Origin of the sequence: Collinsella bouchesdurhonensis (genome assembly GCF_900155365.1) — a bacterium.
GTDB classification, from domain to species: domain Bacteria; phylum Actinomycetota; class Coriobacteriia; order Coriobacteriales; family Coriobacteriaceae; genus Collinsella; species Collinsella bouchesdurhonensis.
In genome coordinates, this window is the sequence record NZ_LT699739.1 from 138,424 (window position 1) to 154,105 (window position 15,682).

Below are 15,682 nucleotides of genomic sequence, written 5' to 3' on the forward strand. Positions count from 1 at the left end.
GAGTCCCATGTCTGTCTATCAGTCCGCGCCCACGCCCGAGTCGAGCGCCATTATCGCCAAGGATTTTGACTTCTGGTACGGAGATTTCCATGCGCTCACCGGCCTTGATGTCAATATCGCCCGCAACAAGATCACCGCGTTTATCGGTCCTTCGGGTTGTGGCAAGTCGACCTTCCTGCGTTGCATGAATCGCATGAACGATCTGATCGAGGGGACGCACGTGAGCGGCTCGATGTCGCTGGACGGCAACAACATCTACGCTCCGGGCGTGGATCCTGTCGATTTGCGTCGTCGTGTGGGCATGATCTTCCAGCAGCCCAATCCCTTCCCTAAATCCATTTACGAGAATGTCGCTTTTGGCCCCCGACTGCAGGGCGTGACTAGCAAAAGCGACCTCGACGATATCGTCGAAGAGTCCTTAAAGCGCGCCAACCTATGGAAAGAGGTCTCCAATCAGCTCTCGAAAGACGGCTTGGCGCTCTCTGGTGGCCAGCAGCAGCGACTGTGCATCGCTCGCGTTCTGGCTGTGCAGCCGGACGTTCTCCTGATGGACGAGCCTTGCTCCGCCATCGATCCCACCTCCGTTCAGAAGGTCGAGGACCTGATGGCCGAGCTTGCGCCCGAGATGACGATCATCATCGTCACGCATAGCATGCAGCAGGCGGCACGAATCTCCGATTACACGGCATTCTTCTTACAAGAAGTTGCGGGCGAGCCTGCTACACTTATCGAGTATGGTCAAACCGACGCGATCTTTACTAGTCCCATGGATCGCCGCACGGAAGACTACATCACCGGTCGTTTTGGCTGATTCGCGTCCGGTGCCCGTTTCTTGCGAGTTGCACATGCTCGCATCTGTCTGATTGGAGAAAACCATGCGCAAGCTCTTTTCGCGTCAACTCGTCGAGGCGCGCCACGAGATGCTTTCCATCTACGAGGCCGTCGACCTAACGCTCCACGATGCCGTCACCGCTTTTTTGACAAGCGACAAGAAGCTCGCCAATAAGACCAAGAAGGCGACGCTCCAGATCGATGCGCGCTGCGCCAATCTTGAGGCCGTGTGCTACAACCTCATCGCGACGCAGGGCCCGGTGGCATCTGACTTCCGTTTGCTGCAGACCATCATCTATATCGATTTCAACTTGCAGCGCATGACCGATAAGGTGCGCCAGATCGCTCGTGCGGCAAAGCATAAGGTCAAGGCAGACATCCAGCTCCCGGCCGAGCTCAATGACCTTATTTTGCGCGAGGCCGATTGCGTCTATCGCGTTGTGGGCTCTTCCATTTCTGCTCTTGTGAACAACGACATGAGCATCGTTTGCGGCCTTTCCGACCAAGACGAGCCCGTGCATCAAATCTACGAAGAGTTCTTCCGCACGTACAATCGCATGAGCGCCCCCGAGCTCTCGGACGATAGCTCCTATGATGACCTGCGCCGCACGATCATGGTTTCGCGCTATCTGGACCGCACCGCTTCCATCTCTATCGATGCCGCGTGCCGTCTGACCTTCCTGCTCACCGGTCAGCGTCTGACCGCCTCCGATCTTGTTGATATCGATGAGGACGAGCTGGAGAGCATGCGCGTGCCTTCTGGCGAGGGCGTTGTTTTGGACCCCAAGACCGATGCACAGTACGTTGCCAAGCTTCCTTTGGACGAGGTGGGTGAGCAGCTTCGCCATCTGATCGAGTCTTTGAATGATGACGACGAAGTCGATGCCGATGATGGCGAGGTCGTAGCTACTGAAGAGTAGTCATTCGCTCTCTGTCGCTTGGCATGCAAATAAACCAAGGTTTATGAATTTAGGCGCGGTGCCCGTAGCGGTACCGCGCCTTTGCGTTAGTATGGCAAAAAGTCGTAAACCCTAAGGTGGACGGGATGATGAGCATGGCTCAGACATATCTTGATGATCTGCGTCGTCGCCGCGAGGAGATTCTTGAGCGGGTTGATATCGCGCTTGGCCACGCTGGCCGCTCCCATGAGGACGTCAAGATCATGGCGGTATCCAAGACGGTTGATATTGATGCCGCAGCCGATGCCGTGCGCGCGGGTTATACCTTGCTGGGGGAGAACCGCCCGCAGGAGCTCGTACGTAAATTCGAGGGCTTGCATGCTATCGATGATTTGCCTCAGGTCCGTCTGGATATGATTGGCAACTTGCAGAAGAATAAAATCAATGCCGTACTCGGTCATGCCGAGATGATTCATTCTATCGAATCGCTCGACCTGGCTCGTGCGGTATCCCAGCGCGCCTCTCGTCGCTTGGAGGCGGGGGAGTTTTTAGCTCCTCAGCAGGTCCTTTTGGAGGTTAATGTGAGCGGCGAGGAGTCGAAGTCGGGGTTTGCGCCCGAGGCCCTTCGCGCATGCATCGAGGATCTCATGGAGCTTTCTGGCATTTCCATTCGTGGGCTTATGACAATGGCCCCACAGGGTAGCAAAGAGGTGGCTGCAAAGACCTTCGCCGGCCTGCGCGAACTTCGCGATGAGCTTGAGGGGGCCTACCCCTCTTTGACGCTCAGCGAACTCTCGTGCGGCATGAGTGAGGATTTCGACGTAGCCATTGAAGAGGGCTCTACCCTCATTCGCCTTGGTAGGGTGGCATTTAACCCATCCTTTGCACTACAATAACCACAGGCTGATGCGTGTGGTTTGACCATACACCCACCTATACATCAATCGCACTACGGGCAGAAAGGTACCATCGTGGGCTTTCTAGATGAACTCAAGAACAAGCTCCCCTTCGGCCAGGCGGGGGCATATCCCGAAGATGATTACGGCGCAGAAGAGGGCTACGACGATGCCTATTATGATGATGCGCCAGAGGGCGGCTATCCAGATGATTCCTATGGCGCCGGCTCTTATGGTTCGTCGGGCAGCTATGGATATGATGACGAGCCCAGTAACGGGGTTCTTGGCCAGACGCGTCGTGGCGAGGCTGAATCTGTAGCTGTGTATACGCGCAGCGGTCAGCTTGTTGGCGATGCCGATCGCCATGCAACTACCTATAATCCTCCCGCGCGCTCGCAGGATGCCGTTGCATATCGTCCGGGTGCCTATGACACCCCTTCGAGCTACGCGGGCGGCATGCATTCTGCTGCTCCTTCCGCACCGGCTCAAACGTCCTCCGCGGCTGCGACCGCGGCTCGTGTCGATGCTGTGATTAACGGTACGCCGCAGCTTCCGGCCTATGTCTTGCGTCCCGAGAGCTATGACGATGTCGAGACCGTGGTTCGTCGCGTGCGCACCAAGCAGCCCGTTGCCCTGGTGTTCGTGGGCGTTCGCACCGAAGTTGCCAAGCGTGTGCTCGACTTCTCCTATGGCTTTGCCTGCGGGCTGGGTGCTTCCGTGCGCGAGGTGGGCGACCGTGTGTTCATGGTGCTGCCCCAGGGCTGCGAGGTTAAGGATTCCGACCTGGCCAAGCTGCGCGCCGATGGCTATCTCAAGAGCTAGGTGAGTGCGTGAATCCTTATACCATCGTTAATCTTATTAATACCCTGGTCAACTTCTACAGCACGCTGATTGTGATTTGGTGCCTGCTCACATGGATTCCCATGAAGCGGGACGGCTTGCTTGCCGACATCGCCGCCGTGATTGGATCTCTGGTCAATCCGTATCTCAACCTGTTTCGGAAAATGATGCCTTCGACGATGGGTATCGATTTTTCTCCGGTAATTGCAGTTCTTGCGTTGACCGTGGCGGAACGTTTGCTGATTAGTATAATTTTGTGAGGACGCGAGTGCTCTTGGCAACGACGATCTTGAGCATGGCGAATGAAAGGAATGTTTTAGATGGCTATTACACCAGCTGATATTCAGGCCCAGACTTTCTCCGAGGCTAAGCGCGGCTATGATCCCGGCGAGGTCGATGTTTTCCTGGAGCAGGTTTCCGCTGAGGTCGATGCGATGCTTAACAAGATCGTGGACCTTAAGAATCGTTTGACCGCCACCGAGCAGCAGCTTACCGATGCACAGAATCAGCTTGCACAGGCTCAGGCCGCTCCGGCTCCCGCGCCCGCTCCTGCTCCCGTTGCACCCGATTACACCGCTAGCGAGCGTCAGATTTCTGCCGCTCTTATCGCTGCCCAGCAGACTGCCGACAACATCGTTAGCGAGGCTCGTGAGAATGCCGAGCGCATCAAGAACGAGGCCGACGCCAAGGCACGCGAGGTCATTCGTCAGGCTCTCGCCGAGAAGCAAAACGAGATTGAGGAAATCGATCGTCTGAAGGCTTCCCGTGAGGACTTTAAGAACGAGTACATGAAGCTCGTTCAGCACTTCATGGATGAGGCGCAAAACTCCTTCCCGCGCGATCTTATGAGCTCCACGCCTACTGGTTCTGCTGCTGCTCCCGTGGCAGCTGCTCCTGCAGCCCCGGTTGCCGCTCCGGCTCCCGCCGCTCCCGCCGCCGCGCCTGCTGCTGTTGCCGATCCGTTTGCTCCAATCGACAACTTTGGCATGGACGATCTGGACTAGCAATCACAGTTTGTATTCACGACACGCAAAACGGGGGTCTTTTCGAATTGCCGAAAAGACCCCCGTTTGCCGTTTAACTGGGAAAATGACCGTCTACCGATACCGTTGAGCTGGGCTTTTGCCGCTCTGGTATAAATAGATTGTCGTTGGTGCCGCTCAGCATGTAAGTGCTGAGCGGTTTTTTGTTAGATGGTGAAATCTTCGGGCGAGATGCAGCGAGCCTCGCGTGCCTCGGGTGCGGCGATTGTCTCGGCGGGATAACCAAGCGGGAGCATGCTTACGGGGCGCAGGCCTGCAGGCAGGCCGAACTGCTCTTTGATAACCTGCGGGTCAAATGCGCAAACCCAGCAGGTTCCCAGCCCCTGCTCTGTTGCTGCCATCATCATCTGGTCCACAACGATAGAGGTGTCGATCTCGCTTGAGTTCATCTGGTCGTACTTGCGAACCCAGGCGCGTTCGGTCTCGGCGCAGGCAATGATGATCGCGGGGGCTCCAAAGATGCTGCCGTTGCGCTCAAAACGCGGGCAGGCGAGGGCGGCGCGTGCAAGATCGTCTTTGCTCGTGCATACCTTGATTCGCGTCGGGTGTTTGTTGCAGGCAGAAGGGGCAATTCGTCCGGCTTCGATTACGCGCGCGAGCACGTCATCTTCAACAGGGCGGTCTTCGTAGTGACGGCAGGAGAAACGAGCGCGCGTAAGATCTTCAAAAGACATGGCAATTCCTTTCAAGAAGCGTCGACATGATTCGTCATTCAATTGTAGCGCGATAGGAGTCGTATGAACCGAGGGGCACCTTAGCTGTTTTTCATGGCAATCGTCGCAACGGTTTCGGCGACGTGCTCAAGGGAGTCGGCGCAGAGCTCCAGGAACGTGTAGACGTCGCGCCATGCGATAACCTGCAGGGGGTCGCTGCAGGTGGTGTGCAGCTCGCGCATCGCGTGGACATACAAGTCATCGGCTTCCTCCTCGATGGAGTTGATGGCAATGACGCGCTGCTGGAGGGTCTTAGATTTCTTAAACTGCGGAAGCTCGTCCATCAGGGCGCGCATCTCCTTGCAGCCGCGCACGACGGTATCGACCATCTGGAGTGCGTCGGGGCGAATCTCAAGGATATTGTCAAAGTACAGGCGATGAAGGACGCCTTCGACGTGATCGGTCACCGCGTCGAGCTGGTTGCTTAGAGCCCCCATGTCCTCGCGCTCCATTGGCGTGATGAACGCCTTGACAAGGGCGTCGGACATCTGGTGGCGCAGCTCGTCGGCCGATTGCTCGATGGCGTGCATCTCGTCGAGCTTTCCGCGAATTTCACCGGGGTTAAACGAGCTCATGATGTTGGCGAGAAACTCGGCTGCCTTACAAGAGCGGTCCGCGCAGGCGCGGTAGTTGTCGAAGAAAAACGTATCGTTCTTTTTAGCCATGATGAATCCTTAACTGACGGTCTAGAACAAGAACATGAAGAGCTTCGCCATCGCGTAGCTGATGATGCCGCATCCGGGGAACGTGAAAATCCAGGTGAGCATCATGTCTTTAACGACGCCAAAGTTAATGGCGGAAAGACGGCGGACCGCACCGACGCCCATGATGGCACTTGTCTTGGTGTGCGTGGTCGATACGGGAATGCCCAGCACGGTCATGACCAAAAGGCACAGCGAGCTGGAGAGGTCGGCAGAAAAACCCTGGTATTTTTCGAGTTTCACCATGTCCATGCCTACGGACTTGATGATCTTCTCGCCGCCCACGCTCGTGCCCAGGCCCATGGTTGCACTGCAAAGCACCATAAGCCATACGGGGATTATGGCTCCGGCAACATCGGGCTGGCCAGAGGCAAATGCCACGCCCAGGAAGAGCACGCCGATAAACTTCTGGCCGTCTTGCGCGCCATGCATAAAACTCATGGTTGCGGCGCCAAAGATCTGTGCGTACTTAAAGAACGTGTCGGTACGCCGACGGTCGAGGCCTGCGCAAATAACGGTAACCACTTTTGCGGTTGCCCAGCCAATCGCAAAGCCAAAGAGCAGGCTCATCACCAAGCCATAGATGACCTTGATCCATTCGTTCATATTGACGCCGCCGGCACCTCCCAGGGCAATGGCGGCTCCGGTGAGACCGGCGATGAGGCTGTGGCTTTCGCTGGTGGGGATGCCGAAGATAGAGGCGCCCACGCTATAGACCACAATGGAGAAGAGCGCTGCGCACAGCGCTACAAGCGCCATGGTCGTATCTCCGCCAAAGTCGACCATATTGCTGATGGTCGAGGCTACGCTCGCGTTGATATGAGTCATGATAAGAACGCCAAAGAAGTTGCAGATGGCGCTCATGATAATGGCCGATCGCACGCGCATGCACCGCGTAGTGACGCAGGTGGCGATGGCATTAGGGGCATCGGTCCAGCCGTTGACGAAGATGACGCCCAGCGTAAGGACAACGGTGATTGCCAAAACAGGATTCGAGGTTACCTGTTGGAGAAAAGACGCAAGAGAGATTCCCATGACGTCCGCCTTAATCGAATTTCGCTACAAACGTGAACTAAGATACCCGTTACACGACCCTGACGCACGGTCGATGTTTGCGGGCGTAGTTATTTTCTCGGCAATCGACGATTTGGTAAAGCGTTTTAAGCGTTTTGGGAAAGAGAAAGACGAAGTGGGCCGATAAGCCGGGTTCTGTCGTGGACGATCATTTATCTTTGCCCGCGCACCTTGGTGCGCGGTGCAGCAGTCGCACGCAACCCGAACGCGGACCGGGCCAGCCCATAGCGTTCCTATTCGCGTTTGCTCCGGATGGGGTTTACCAAGCCGCCGCGTCACCGCGACGCTGGTGGTCTCTTACACCACCGTTTCAGCTTTTCCCTTTACGTGCGCCAAGGCGCGCGCAGGTGGGAGTCTTCTTTTCTGCGGCACTAATCCGTCGGGTCACCCCGCCTGGCCGTTAGCCAGCATCCTGCCCTGCGGAGCCCGGACTTTCCTCACGGACGACATGCCCCTGACGGGACTGCGTACGCGCGATCGCCTGGCCCACTTCGCAGGGAAGCATTGTAGCACACGCTATAATGCATGCAGATATACGACGCGCGCCGCAACTTCATTTGCACAAATGGATTATGGGCTCGCGCATGGCTGATACGAGACGAAAGGTCGATGCGCCCATGTTGATCAAAGAATTCTGTGCCGAGAACTTCGAGCATGTTGCCGAGGCAATCGATGCTGGCGCCAAGCGAATCGAGCTGTGCGACAATCTGGCTGTGGGTGGAACCACGCCTTCGTACGGCGTGATCGCGCACACCTGTGAGTACGCCTTGTCTCATGGCGTGGCCGTGATGACGATGATTCGCCCGCGCGGTGGTAACTTTGTCTACTCTGACGAAGAAGTCGAGATGATGCTGGACGATATCGAGGCAGCGCGCAGCCTGGGCAGCACCGGCGTGGTCTTTGGCTGTCTGACCGAGGCGGGGGAGTTGGACACCCCTGCACTCGAGCGCCTGATCGCCATGGCACATGTTCCCACGGTCGAGTCTGAGCGCGGCATGCGCATTACCTTCCACATGGCCTTTGACGATATGCCCGCCGAGCTTCAGTTCGATGCAATCGATTGGCTTTCCGAACATGGTGTCGATCGCATCCTGACTCATGGCGGTCCTGCCGGCACCAACATCGATGACAACATCCCCCGTCTGCAGGAGCTTGCCGAGTACGCTGCGGGCAGTCTGATCATCCTCCCGGGCGCGGGCATCACCTATGCCAATGCCGAGCAGGTTGCGAGTGCCGTGGGCGTCTCCGAGGTGCATGGCACCAAGATCGTGAAGCTTGGGTAGGCGTTTGTGGAGAGCTATTTCACGTTGCGTGCGGACGTCGAGGCAACCGGTGAGTTTGTTGATCGTAAAAGCCGCTTTATCGCCCAGTTGGTCCATATCGAATCCGAGGAAGAGGCAAACGACTTCATCGCCGCCGTTCGCGCACGCCATTACGATGCGCGCCATAACGTCCCCGCTTGGATTTGCACCGATGGTCGCGAGCGACAATCCGACGACGGCGAGCCTAGCCGAACGAGCGGGATGCCCACGCTCGAAGTGCTGCGCGGTGAGGGTCTTAAGGACATCTGCTGTGTGACCACGCGTTACTTTGGCGGAACCCTTTTGGGTCCGGGTGGCCTGGTGCGTGCCTATACCGCTGCGGCGCAGGCGGCGGTGGCGCATGCGCGCGAGGCGGGCATGATCGTCGAGATGACGAGCGTGACGCCGGTCGATGTCACGCTTGATTATGCTCAATACGAGCAAGTTCTCCATATTGCCGAAGGCCTGGGTGCCGCTGTTGCCTCGACCGATTTTACCGATCGTGTGGTCTTGCACCTTGTATTTCGCTCGGGTGAGGAGCTGCCATTTTGCGACAAGATGCGCGAGCTCATGGCGGGACGCGAAGAGATCTTGGTGGCTCCGGCGCACTTTGCCGAGTTTACGCGCCAGTAGGTCGTGCTCCAGGGTTGCTCGTCATATGCATGAAGAAGGTCCCGCCCAGGCGTTGGAAAACGTTCTGAGCGGGACCTTGCTATGCGTATCGTCTATAGACAGCTGGGCTACGCCTGCTGCTCGCCGATGATCTGAATGGCGATCTCGACGGCGTCGTCAATGCAGCCGGGGCAGCTGCGGATAGGGCCGGCATCGGAACCTACACCCTTAAGCTCTCGGCAGATGGTCGTCGTGTTTTTATCCTTGAAGCGCGCAGCGGCCTCGCGGGAGAGCTTATAGGAGTGTCGCTTGGTTGTGGGGTTCGCCATGCCCTCGCTGTTCAGCAGGCCCAAGATGGCGACGGCTCCCGAGAGGGCGCCGCAGGTCTCGGTCATGCCGCCCATGCCCGCGCCGAATCCCTCGAGAATACGAAACGCGCTATCGGTATCAAAACCCAGTGCCGGGGCAAGCGAGCAGGCGACGGCTTGGGCGCAGTTGAATCCCTGTTTATGGTAGGCGGCTGCCTGAGCCTTGCAGGCCTCGAGGTCGAGTTTGGTCATATCGATGGCGTTCACGGTTACCCCTTTCGCTGGCGATTTCGTTCGCTCGACATTGTACTCGCATTTTGGGCGGTGGGGGATACGGTTTATGGTGCCGCATGGCGGCTGGTCAAGCGCCTCGCGATGCGGGATAATCCTATGCAATTTATGGGTTGAGCAGGGTAAAGCCGGGGAGTATCTTTTTCCTATTCCGCACAAACAAAGGAGCATCTAATGACCGAGCAGCGTATGGATACCATTTGCGTCCAGGGTGGATATCATCCGGGCGATGCCGAGCCGCGCCAGGTTCCCATCTACCAGTCCACCACATGGAAGTACGACACTTCCGAGCATATGGGTCGTTTGTTCGACCTGGAGGAGAGCGGTTATTTCTACAGCCGCCTGCAGAACCCCACTTGCGACCTCGTGGCGGCAAAGATCGCCGAGATGGAGGGCGGCTCTGTGGCCATGCTCACCAGCTCCGGCATGGCAGCGAACTTCCTTGCCATTTTCAATATCGCTGAGGCGGGTGACCATGTGGTGGCAAGCTCCGCTATCTACGGCGGTACATATAACCTGCTATCGCATACCATGAAGCGCATGGGCCTCACCTGCACCTTCGTGGCACCCGATTGCTCCGACGAGGAGCTCGAGGCGGCTTTTCGTCCCAACACCAAGCTCGTTTTTGGCGAGACCATCGCGAACCCGGCCCTTGCCGTGCTCGATATCGAGCGCTTTGCCACGGCGGCGCATGAGCACGGTGTACCTCTGATGGTCGACAACACGTTCCCCACGCCCGTGATGTGTCGGCCTATCGAATGGGGCGCCGATATCGTTACGCACTCAACCACCAAGTACATGGATGGTCATGCCGCCTACCTGGGCGGTGTGATCGTGGATGCTGGCAAGTTCGATTGGATGGCTCATGCCGATAAGTTCCCGGGCCTCACTACGCCCGACGAGAGCTACCACGGCGTGACCTATGCCGAGAAGTTCGGCCTTGAGGGCGCCTTCATCACCAAGGCGACCGCGCAGCTCATGCGTGACCTCGGCCCCATGCAGAATCCCCAAGCAGCCTTCTTCCTCAACAGCTCGCTCGAGAGCCTGCACGTGCGCATGCCACGCCACTGTGAAAACGGCCTGGCTGTGGCAACGTACCTCAAGAACCATCCCAAGATTCGCTTTGTGAGCTACCCGGGCCTTGAGGGCGATCCTTATTACGAGATCGCGAAGAAGTACATGCCCAACGGCACCTGCGGTGTTGTGAGCTTTGGCTTTGAGGGTGGCCGCGCTGCAGCAGAGACTTTCATGAAGAATCTCTCGCTGTGCCAAATCGCCACGCACGTGGCCGATGCTCGTACCTGCTGCCTGCATCCCGCAAATGCAACGCATCGCCAGATGAACGATGCCGAGCTTGAGGCCTGTGGCATCAGCCCCGATATGGTGCGCCTATCCTGCGGCCTCGAGTCCTCGCAGGATCTGATTGCCGATATCGAGCACGCCCTTTCGCTTGTTTAGAAAAGCGAGTCATGCACGAGGCGCGGGTGTCGTGTTCTTGCCATGCTTTCGGGGTATGAATCGGCCTGCGTAGTAGAATGAAACGGAATATTCGGTGCCTTCGGCGCGCGTGGTTGTCCCTCGCGCGCCGAGACCGTAAAGAGGAGCATATATGGCAAAGAACACCGTTTTGACGCTCAAGAAGAAAGTTGATGAGGGCGGTAAGGTCACCATGGTGACCAGCTATGACTACACGATGGCGGCGCTTGTCGAAGAAGCCGGTATCGATATGATCCTCGTAGGCGATTCTCTGGGCATGACCATGATGGGCTACGATTCGACCCTGCCCGTGACTATGGACGACATGGTTCATCATACGCGTTGCGTTACGCGCGCCTGCAATGACACCTTTGTGGTGGGCGACATGCCTTTTGGCTCTTACCAAACCGACATTCCCACTGCTGTGGCAAACGCTGCGCGTCTTATGAAGGAGGGCCGTTGCCAGGCCGTTAAGCTCGAAGGCGGCGTGACCGTTTGCGAGCAGATTCGCGCGATGACGCAGGCAGGTATTCCCGTGGTGGGGCATATCGGCCTCACACCGCAGTCTGTCAACGCCTTTGGTGGTTTTAAGGTGCAAGGCAAGTCTGTGGAGGCAGCCAAGCAGCTCGTCGAGGATGCCTTGGCCATCGAGGCCGCGGGCGCTTTCTCGATTGTGCTCGAGTGCGTGCCGGCAGACCTTGCCACCTATGTGACCGAGCAGTTGAGTTCGGCATTCACGATCGGCATCGGTGCCGGTAGCGGCACGGACGGCCAGGTGCTTGTCGCGCAGGACCTGCTCGGTATGACCACGGGTGGATTCAAGCCCAAGATGGTGCGTCAGTTTGGACAGATCGGCGAGGCCATGAAGCAGGCCTATCGCGCCTATGATGAAGCTGTCCAGTCGGGAGATTTCCCCGCTGCCGCCGAGAGCTACAAGATCGATCCCGCCGTGATGGAGGAGCTTCACGCCGCCAAATAACGAGGTCGGCTGATCATCTATCGTCACCGTTATCGAGGAGTTAATGATGCAAACAGCAGCTACCGTCGCCGAGGTCCGCGAGCAGGTGCGCGCATGGAAGCGTGAAGGCCTGACGATCGGACTCGTTCCCACCATGGGATTTTTGCACGAGGGCCACAAGAGCCTGATCGTGCGCGCTGCGGCCGAGAACGACCGCGTTGTCGTGTCCGACTTCGTGAACCCCACGCAGTTTGGTCCTACCGAGGATCTGGAGAGCTACCCGCGCGATTTCGATCGCGACTGCAAGCTCTGCGAGGAGGCCGGCGCCGCACTGGTCTTTCACCCCGAACCCTCCGAGATGTACGCGCCCAACGCCTGTACCTATGTGAACATGGACGAGCTCACGCATGAGCTCTGTGGCCTTACGCGCCCGATCCACTTCCGTGGCGTGTGCACTGTCGTCTCCAAGCTTTTTAATATCGTGTGCCCCGATCGCGCCTACTTTGGCCAGAAGGACGCCCAACAGCTCGCTGTCATCCGTCGTATGGTTCGCGACCTTAACTTTGGCATCCAGATTGTGGGCTGCCCGATTATCCGCGAGGAGGATGGCCTGGCCAAGAGCTCGCGCAACACGTATCTTTCCGCCGAGGAACGCGTGGCGGCGCTGTGCCTTTCGCGTGCCGTGTTTGCTGGCCAGAAGATGGTCGAGGAGGGCGAACGCGACGCTGCGACGGTGCTCGACGCAATGAGGACCATTATCGAGGCCGAGCCGCTTGCCAAGATCGACTATGTGAAGATGGTCGACTTCGAGAACATTGTGCAGATCGAAAAGATTGGCGACGAGACCATCTTGTGCGCTATGGCTGTCTACATTGGCAAGACGCGTCTGATCGATAACTTTATCTTTGACCCGAAGGCCGAGTAGTGATTCTTGCACCTGTTGGTTTTGTCGGGGCGGGCAAGGTTGGCTGTTCGCTTGCGCGGTACCTGCAGCAAGATCCGATGCTCGGGCGGCCGGGGTTCTTTAGCAGGTCGGCGGAGCACGCCCGCGAGGCGGCGGAGTTTTGCGAGGGCTTTGCGTATGACTCAGTTGCAGGCCTTGTCCGCGACAGCCGGTTCATCTTTCTGACCGTGCCCGATGGTGCCATTCGCGAGCTTGCGGAAGGGCTTGCCGCCTGTAGCGTGGACCTTACCGGAAAGATCGTCGTGCACTGCTCGGGTGCGACTTCGTCCGATGCACTTACGGCGTGCCGCGAAGCCGGTGCGCACATTGCCTCCATGCACCCGCTCTATGCGGTGAGTAGCCGCTTTGAGTGCTGGCGTGAGCTTGGACATGCGTGGTTTTCGCTTGAGGGCGATGACGAGGCTGTCTGTCTGCTCGAGGCTATCCTCGATAGGCTTGGCAACAGGCATGCACGTATCGATGCGGCGGACAAGGTGCGCTACCACGCGGCTGCCGTCATGGCGTCAAATTTGGTCGTTGGCCTGTATCACGAGGCGGCTTCGCAGCTTGCCGCATGCGGTTTGAGTCAGGACGACGCCGAAGCCGCCCTGGCCTCGCTGTTCTTGGGCAATGCGGAGCACATCTCTCATGACGGTTGCGCCGCGGCACTTACCGGACCCGCTGCCCGAGGAGACACCCGGACTATCGAGGCTCATCTGAGCTGTCTTTCTGGAGATGATCGACAGATCTACCAGCTTCTGACCAATGTGTTGTACCGTATTGCGGCGCAACGTTAGCGCAACCACACCAACGCAACAAGGGGAGACTCTCTCGCATGATGCTCACTATGCTCAAAGGCAAGATTCATCGCGCAACGGTCAAGCAGGCCGAGGTCGATTACATTGGCTCGATCACCATCGATTCGGAGCTGATGAAGGCCGCTGGCATTTTGGAGTACGAGAAGGTTCAGGTTGCAGACGTCAATAACGGCAAGCGCCTGGAGACCTATGTGATCGCCGGTGAGCCGGACAGCGGCATGATTTGCCTTAACGGTGCCGCCGCACATTATGTTGAGGTGGGCGATAAGGTGATCATCATGTGCTATGCGCAGGTAGATGAGCATGAGGCCGCCCGGATGAAACCGCGCGTGGTCTTCGTGGACGACGATAACAAGGCCTCACGCATCACGCGTTACGAGAAACACGGCAGGCTGGAAGACTTGCAGTAGGCGCTATGGGGAACAAGAGGGGCATGAACCTCTTGTTCCCTTTTTCTTTTTACGAGGAGTGCCCATGGTCACCACGAGCATTAGCTATCCCAGCCACGATGGTTCTTCTGCGATTCGCGCTCTCTTATGGGAGCCTCAAGATGTTCACGACGGCCTGCGTGCCCCACGAGGCTTGATCCAGCTGGTTCACGGTATGTCGGAGCATGTTGAGCGCTATACGGATTTTGCGGCGTATCTGTGCTCGCAAGGTTTTGCCGTCTGTGCAAACGACCACGTGGGTCACGGGGAATCGGTGTCTTGCGAAGAAGACTTGGGACACATGCCGCTGCGAGGCGGTGCCGATATTCTCGTTGCCGACGTGCATGAGCTGCGCTGCCGCGTGATGGAGAGCTTTGCGGTCGCCTATCCCGATTCTCATATCCCATATGCGGTCTTCGGGCACTCGATGGGTAGCTTCGTTACTCGCGTATACCTTACGCGTCATGCTTTTGGGGTCGATGCCGCGCTGATTTGCGGCACGGGCCAGCAACCCATGCTTATGGCGGTGGCCGGGCGCACCATCACCGGGCTCATCGCGCGCGCCCGCGGCGAGCGCTATCGCAGCAAGCTCGCCGATTCTCTAGGTGCGGGTGCCTATAGCAAGGCGATTAAGGATGCGCGCACGCCGCTTGATTGGCTCTCGACTGATGAAGCTGTGGTCGACGAGTACATTGCCGACCCCCGCTGTGGCCAGATGTTTAGCGTGGGTGCATATGCCACGCTGGCAACCCTTGTCAAAGAGGCCATTTCGAGCAAGGGAGCGCAGCGCGTGCCCAAGGGTCTCCCCCTGCTGTTTATCGCCGGCGCCGAGGACCCGGTAGGCGATTGCGGGCGCGGAGTGCGTGCTGCCGTAAAAGAGTATCGGGACGCAGGCGTCGAACGCGTTGACCTCAAGATATACGAAGGCGCGCGCCACGAGATTCTCAACGAACCCATTCGCCAGAACGTATATGCGGATTGCGTCTTTTGGCTGGGTGAGCGAGGTCTCTAGCGCGCGCCGTTTATGCGACCGAATTGTAGAGGGATGGACCTTAACAGAGGTGACGGGTGTCCTGATCGTTCTTGTAGCCATCGAGCTTTGAAGTACAGTACGGACAGCGCGTCGCGTCCTCGGGAATCTCTTGGCGGCAGTAGGGGCACAGACGCGGGGCAGGAGGCTCCTCTTTCGCCTCATCTTTAACAAGCCCCACCTTCTGCGCTGCCTTTTCCTTCATCTCGTTGAGGGCATTCAAAGACTTGACGATTGCAAACACCGCCGCTGCCGTAATCAAGAAGTTGATGACGGCGCCCAAAAACGCCCCGAAGTCGACGGTGTTCCCGCCAAGGGACACCGCCATGCCGGGTACCTCGGTGCTGCCACCGGTGATAAACGAGATGAGGGGGCTGATGACGTTTGTCACCAGGGAGTTGACGATCGCGGTAAACGCACCGCCGATGATCACGCCGACGGCGAGGTCCATCACGTTACCGCGGCTGATGAACTCTTGGAACTCGGCAAGAATGCCTTTTTTCCGGTTTGCCATGACTGG

Annotated in this window: 19 protein-coding genes and 1 other RNA gene; 14 read left to right on the plus strand and 6 right to left on the minus strand. The window is 57.9% G+C overall.

Going from position 1 to position 15,682, the window contains the following annotated elements:
- Positions 1–7: 7 nt before the first annotated feature.
- From pstB to BQ9843_RS02600, 6 genes are all read left to right on the plus strand, one after another.
- The gene (pstB, locus tag BQ9843_RS02575; RefSeq protein WP_022386981.1) at positions 8–811 is read left to right on the plus strand and encodes a phosphate ABC transporter ATP-binding protein PstB; all 804 of its coding nucleotides are present in this window, start codon (positions 8–10) and stop codon (positions 809–811) included.
- A 64-nt stretch (positions 812–875) separates the two neighbouring features.
- Positions 876–1,751 (plus strand): phosphate signaling complex PhoU family protein, encoded by an 876-nt coding sequence (locus BQ9843_RS02580; protein WP_075843779.1) that lies wholly within the window; start codon positions 876–878, stop codon positions 1,749–1,751.
- Between the two features lie 134 nt (positions 1,752–1,885).
- On the plus strand, positions 1,886–2,626 hold the full coding sequence (locus BQ9843_RS02585; RefSeq protein WP_075844096.1) for a YggS family pyridoxal phosphate-dependent enzyme: 741 nt from the start codon (positions 1,886–1,888) through the stop codon (positions 2,624–2,626).
- A 75-nt stretch (positions 2,627–2,701) separates the two neighbouring features.
- Positions 2,702–3,448: a cell division protein SepF gene (locus BQ9843_RS02590; RefSeq protein ID WP_075843780.1), complete on the plus strand. Its 747-nt coding sequence runs from the start codon at positions 2,702–2,704 to the stop codon at positions 3,446–3,448.
- A gap of 8 nt (positions 3,449–3,456) precedes the next feature.
- Positions 3,457–3,726 carry a YggT family protein gene (locus tag BQ9843_RS02595; protein ID WP_022386977.1) on the plus strand — a complete coding sequence of 90 codons (270 nt, stop codon included), beginning with the start codon at positions 3,457–3,459 and terminating at the stop codon, positions 3,724–3,726.
- Positions 3,727–3,786: 60 nt separating this feature from the next.
- Positions 3,787–4,470, plus strand: coding sequence for a DivIVA domain-containing protein (locus tag BQ9843_RS02600; RefSeq protein WP_075843781.1), 684 nt, complete (start codon positions 3,787–3,789; stop codon positions 4,468–4,470).
- 185 nt (positions 4,471–4,655) lie between these two features.
- Here BQ9843_RS02600 and BQ9843_RS02605 read toward each other — a convergent pair whose 3' ends face one another.
- The 4 genes from BQ9843_RS02605 to rnpB all read right to left on the minus strand — a co-directional run bounded on the left by BQ9843_RS02605 (position 4,656) and on the right by rnpB (position 7,490).
- Entirely contained in the window at positions 4,656–5,183 is a 528-nt protein-coding gene (locus BQ9843_RS02605) for a nitroreductase family protein (RefSeq protein ID WP_075843782.1), read from the minus strand.
- 80 nt (positions 5,184–5,263) lie between these two features.
- Positions 5,264–5,887 (minus strand): DUF47 domain-containing protein, encoded by a 624-nt coding sequence (locus tag BQ9843_RS02610; RefSeq protein WP_075843783.1) that lies wholly within the window; start codon positions 5,885–5,887, stop codon positions 5,264–5,266.
- Between the two features lie 21 nt (positions 5,888–5,908).
- Positions 5,909–6,958, minus strand: coding sequence for an inorganic phosphate transporter (locus BQ9843_RS02615; protein ID WP_075843784.1), 1,050 nt, complete (start codon positions 6,956–6,958; stop codon positions 5,909–5,911).
- A gap of 147 nt (positions 6,959–7,105) precedes the next feature.
- Positions 7,106–7,490, minus strand: an RNA gene (gene rnpB, locus BQ9843_RS02620) — RNase P RNA component class A.
- 124 nt (positions 7,491–7,614) lie between these two features.
- On the opposite strand from rnpB, the gene BQ9843_RS02625 reads away from it, so the two are divergent.
- Complete coding sequence (locus BQ9843_RS02625) at positions 7,615–8,280, plus strand: copper homeostasis protein CutC (protein ID WP_326844821.1); 666 nt, start codon at positions 7,615–7,617, stop codon at positions 8,278–8,280.
- A gap of 6 nt (positions 8,281–8,286) precedes the next feature.
- Positions 8,287–8,931 (plus strand): IMPACT family protein, encoded by a 645-nt coding sequence (locus tag BQ9843_RS02630; RefSeq protein ID WP_022386972.1) that lies wholly within the window; start codon positions 8,287–8,289, stop codon positions 8,929–8,931.
- Between the two features lie 107 nt (positions 8,932–9,038).
- On the opposite strand, the gene BQ9843_RS02635 is transcribed toward BQ9843_RS02630, so the two are convergent.
- Complete coding sequence (locus tag BQ9843_RS02635) at positions 9,039–9,485, minus strand: C-GCAxxG-C-C family protein (RefSeq protein WP_324249276.1); 447 nt, start codon at positions 9,483–9,485, stop codon at positions 9,039–9,041.
- 198 nt (positions 9,486–9,683) lie between these two features.
- Between BQ9843_RS02635 and BQ9843_RS02640 the strand changes: the two genes are divergently transcribed.
- From BQ9843_RS02640 to BQ9843_RS02665, 6 genes are all read left to right on the plus strand, one after another.
- The gene (locus tag BQ9843_RS02640) at positions 9,684–10,967 is read left to right on the plus strand and encodes an O-acetylhomoserine aminocarboxypropyltransferase/cysteine synthase family protein (RefSeq protein ID WP_075843785.1); all 1,284 of its coding nucleotides are present in this window, start codon (positions 9,684–9,686) and stop codon (positions 10,965–10,967) included.
- Between the two features lie 151 nt (positions 10,968–11,118).
- Positions 11,119–11,964 (plus strand): 3-methyl-2-oxobutanoate hydroxymethyltransferase, encoded by an 846-nt coding sequence (gene panB, locus BQ9843_RS02645; RefSeq protein WP_075843786.1) that lies wholly within the window; start codon positions 11,119–11,121, stop codon positions 11,962–11,964.
- A gap of 43 nt (positions 11,965–12,007) precedes the next feature.
- A complete protein-coding gene (gene panC / locus BQ9843_RS02650; RefSeq protein ID WP_230205556.1) occupies positions 12,008–12,868 on the plus strand; it encodes a pantoate--beta-alanine ligase in 861 nt (286 codons plus the stop codon).
- The gene (locus tag BQ9843_RS02655) at positions 12,868–13,683 is read left to right on the plus strand and encodes a Rossmann-like and DUF2520 domain-containing protein (protein WP_083647891.1); all 816 of its coding nucleotides are present in this window, start codon (positions 12,868–12,870) and stop codon (positions 13,681–13,683) included. The genes panC and BQ9843_RS02655 overlap by 1 nt, the downstream gene beginning before the upstream one ends.
- Positions 13,684–13,721: 38 nt before the next feature.
- Positions 13,722–14,114: an aspartate 1-decarboxylase gene (gene panD / locus BQ9843_RS02660; protein WP_075843788.1), complete on the plus strand. Its 393-nt coding sequence runs from the start codon at positions 13,722–13,724 to the stop codon at positions 14,112–14,114.
- A gap of 64 nt (positions 14,115–14,178) precedes the next feature.
- Entirely contained in the window at positions 14,179–15,144 is a 966-nt protein-coding gene (locus BQ9843_RS02665) for an alpha/beta fold hydrolase (RefSeq protein WP_075843789.1), read from the plus strand.
- A gap of 40 nt (positions 15,145–15,184) precedes the next feature.
- On the opposite strand, the gene mscL is transcribed toward BQ9843_RS02665, so the two are convergent.
- The gene (mscL, locus tag BQ9843_RS02670; RefSeq protein ID WP_075843790.1) at positions 15,185–15,676 is read right to left on the minus strand and encodes a large conductance mechanosensitive channel protein MscL; all 492 of its coding nucleotides are present in this window, start codon (positions 15,674–15,676) and stop codon (positions 15,185–15,187) included.
- Positions 15,677–15,682 lie beyond the last annotated feature (6 nt).

What these genes read in the sequence shown, in the direction of transcription:
- panB (WP_075843786.1), top strand. Translation starts at nt 11,119, where the DNA reads ATGGCAAAGAACACCGTTTTGACGCTCAAGAAGAAAGTTGATGAGGGC.
- BQ9843_RS02605 (WP_075843782.1), bottom strand. Translation starts at nt 5,183, where the DNA reads ATGTCTTTTGAAGATCTTACGCGCGCTCGTTTCTCCTGCCGTCACTAC.
- panC (WP_230205556.1), top strand. Translation starts at nt 12,008, where the DNA reads ATGATGCAAACAGCAGCTACCGTCGCCGAGGTCCGCGAGCAGGTGCGC.
- panD (WP_075843788.1), top strand. Translation starts at nt 13,722, where the DNA reads ATGATGCTCACTATGCTCAAAGGCAAGATTCATCGCGCAACGGTCAAG.
- BQ9843_RS02600 (WP_075843781.1), top strand. Translation starts at nt 3,787, where the DNA reads ATGGCTATTACACCAGCTGATATTCAGGCCCAGACTTTCTCCGAGGCT.
- BQ9843_RS02580 (WP_075843779.1), top strand. Translation starts at nt 876, where the DNA reads ATGCGCAAGCTCTTTTCGCGTCAACTCGTCGAGGCGCGCCACGAGATG.
- BQ9843_RS02625 (WP_326844821.1), top strand. Translation starts at nt 7,615, where the DNA reads ATGTTGATCAAAGAATTCTGTGCCGAGAACTTCGAGCATGTTGCCGAG.
- mscL (WP_075843790.1), bottom strand. Translation starts at nt 15,676, where the DNA reads ATGGCAAACCGGAAAAAAGGCATTCTTGCCGAGTTCCAAGAGTTCATC.
- BQ9843_RS02585 (WP_075844096.1), top strand. Translation starts at nt 1,886, where the DNA reads ATGGCTCAGACATATCTTGATGATCTGCGTCGTCGCCGCGAGGAGATT.
- BQ9843_RS02640 (WP_075843785.1), top strand. Translation starts at nt 9,684, where the DNA reads ATGACCGAGCAGCGTATGGATACCATTTGCGTCCAGGGTGGATATCAT.
- BQ9843_RS02615 (WP_075843784.1), bottom strand. Translation starts at nt 6,958, where the DNA reads ATGGGAATCTCTCTTGCGTCTTTTCTCCAACAGGTAACCTCGAATCCT.
- pstB (WP_022386981.1), top strand. Translation starts at nt 8, where the DNA reads ATGTCTGTCTATCAGTCCGCGCCCACGCCCGAGTCGAGCGCCATTATC.
- BQ9843_RS02665 (WP_075843789.1), top strand. Translation starts at nt 14,179, where the DNA reads ATGGTCACCACGAGCATTAGCTATCCCAGCCACGATGGTTCTTCTGCG.
- BQ9843_RS02610 (WP_075843783.1), bottom strand. Translation starts at nt 5,887, where the DNA reads ATGGCTAAAAAGAACGATACGTTTTTCTTCGACAACTACCGCGCCTGC.